We start from the raw sequence: 2,124 nt of genomic DNA, 5'->3' as shown, positions 1-2,124 counted from the left end.
TAGCGTTTGTTCTTTTCTGAACGCGGATCCCGAACCGCCGAAAAGTGGGAAAGCAAATCTGTGCACATACCTCAGACCCCTGGTTGGATGACTGAGGCAGAGTATGCAACTACTTGCTTTATAATGTCTTATTATTCGGTTGCCCTGGGAACGAACCGCTCTGAAGCGTAGAGGTAGTCTTCACCGTCCTCATCAATGACCCTAATGTCTCCATCTGCCGCAGCATCTTCATCCGGAACGACTTTATATATCTTGTGGCGTTCCAGGGATGCGGGGTAGTCGCAGTTGTCAATGCACACAACATACCCGGTTGGTTTGTCAAAATGCTCGTTCGTGGTCATTCCAGGTAACGCTTTCGTTTCATCTCTCGTTTGTCAACTCCGTGAGCCTCGTACCAATGAAGCCCAGCCCTTCGGACTCGGCCAGTTCTCAAGCGAATAAAGGCGTATCCCTTTAGCTTCCTCCATTTTCCCTTTCCATACTGACGGTTGAGTCGAGCTATGTCGCGGATGCCAGGACCGCGGGCGATCAATTTGACGTCGGTTATCTCACCAATGAGATCGAATTCATGCCTGCCAACCTAGGTTAACCCGATTTGAGTTTTCCTCCGAATGCCCCTTTGCATGTAAACGCCGAACATTTTTTCTATTTTTCCTGCATAAAAGCTGCAAATGTTTGAACTACTATTTTCCCATCTCGTATCAAAAATGTGTCAGTGCCTAATTTTACATCCACACTTTCGTTCGTAGAATGCCAAACAACATAAGCAACATCTCCCGATATCTCCATACGATCCATTTTAAATTCGTAAGTTCCCGGCTTGAACAATCCACCAAAAAAACCGGTAAATGCAGCACGTATGCTGTCTAAACCTGTCAAAGTAGCGTCTTGAACAATGAGTACAGAATCTTCAGTATATTCTTTTATGATTTCATCGACATCACCTGCTGAAAATGCTTGAAGATGGTGATTGATAACAGTTTCGGTTGACATAATTCCATCCGTTGTTAGTGTGATTAATTGACCGCCAGAGGCGGTAATTATGTACCCCAGACGATGTCAAGGCACCAGATAAAAATGTTTTGCCAATGCAACGTTGGCGCTTCTGTTAAAAAAATTCCCTCGTGTTCCTGGTAGACTCAGGTCTATCTTGCACTCGTCTATAATCCACCTAACGAAATGATAAAGATTTGTGCAAGTTAGGCACGAATTTCGGTTCGGATTTCGCATAAAACCCTTAGGCGCTTAAACCGCCATCATTGTTTAGGATGGAGCCCGTTACATTGTCTGTATTGGCTCCAACCAAATACGCAACCATTTCCGCTATCTCCTCGACTCGACCATAGCGCTTGATTGCCGTCCGCGGCGTTAAAAATCCTGATAGAGAGCCATCCTTTGGATTCATATCCGTCTCAACCGGACCGGGTTGTATGCAATTTACCGTTATGCCCTGCGGGCCAAGGTCATGCGCCCACGCTCGCGTCAATCCCGCCATGCCAAACTTGGCCATCGAGTAAAGATCAAGCCCCGCCGTTGGTGCGACTTCACCAAATACACTTCCGATATTGACAATACGTCCGCCTTGCGGCATGTGCTGGGCGACCGCCTGGGTGAGAAAGAACACCCCTTTGAGATTCACATTGACATTGCTATCAAACATATCCTGCGTTACGTTCAAGAGATCTCCCAAAATTAAAGTGGCCGCATTGTTGACCAAAATATCGATTCGACCATGGTCGTCAACAATCTGTTTCACCAATCGTGCGCCAGCCTCAATATCGCCAGCATCGCATCGTACGGCACGAGCATTTACATCGTGCTTGCGACATTCATCTGCTACACTATTTGCCGATTCTGTAGATTGAGCGTAAGTGAGTATAATGTCATTGCCAGCAGCAGCCAGACGCTTACATATTGCCGCGCCGATACCCCGGCTGCCTCCAATAATTAAGGCGACCCTTTTTGTATCTACCATTTCGAGATTCCTCCATATTTAAATGCTTGAGGATAGTGATTAAGAATTGTTTCGGTTGATATAATTACCTCCTCATCTGGCTCCCACGCTCCGGCGTGGGAGCAAATCCCGACGCTCCAGCGTCACAATATACTGGCCGCTGGAGCGGC

At 46.9% G+C, this 2,124-nt stretch carries 3 protein-coding genes; all 3 read right to left on the bottom strand.

Annotation, left to right across the window (positions count from 1 at the left end; all coding sequences use genetic code 11):
• Window positions 1–131: 131 nt before the first annotated feature.
• Window positions 132–341, bottom strand: a complete 210-nt coding sequence (locus tag BQ17_RS05980) for a hypothetical protein (protein ID WP_089725204.1) — start codon at window positions 339–341, stop codon at window positions 132–134.
• 304 nt (window positions 342–645) lie between these two features.
• A complete protein-coding gene (locus BQ17_RS05970; protein WP_089725200.1) occupies window positions 646–993 on the bottom strand; it encodes a nuclear transport factor 2 family protein in 348 nt (115 codons plus the stop codon).
• A 244-nt stretch (window positions 994–1,237) separates the two neighbouring features.
• Window positions 1,238–1,975, bottom strand: a complete 738-nt coding sequence (locus tag BQ17_RS05965; RefSeq protein WP_089725198.1) for an SDR family NAD(P)-dependent oxidoreductase — start codon at window positions 1,973–1,975, stop codon at window positions 1,238–1,240.
• Window positions 1,976–2,124 lie beyond the last annotated feature (149 nt).

Source organism: Candidatus Thiosymbion oneisti (assembly GCF_900092655.1).
Lineage (GTDB): Bacteria > Pseudomonadota > Gammaproteobacteria > Chromatiales > Chromatiaceae > Thiosymbion > Thiosymbion oneisti.
This window is presented reverse-complemented; position numbering and strand designations above follow the sequence as displayed.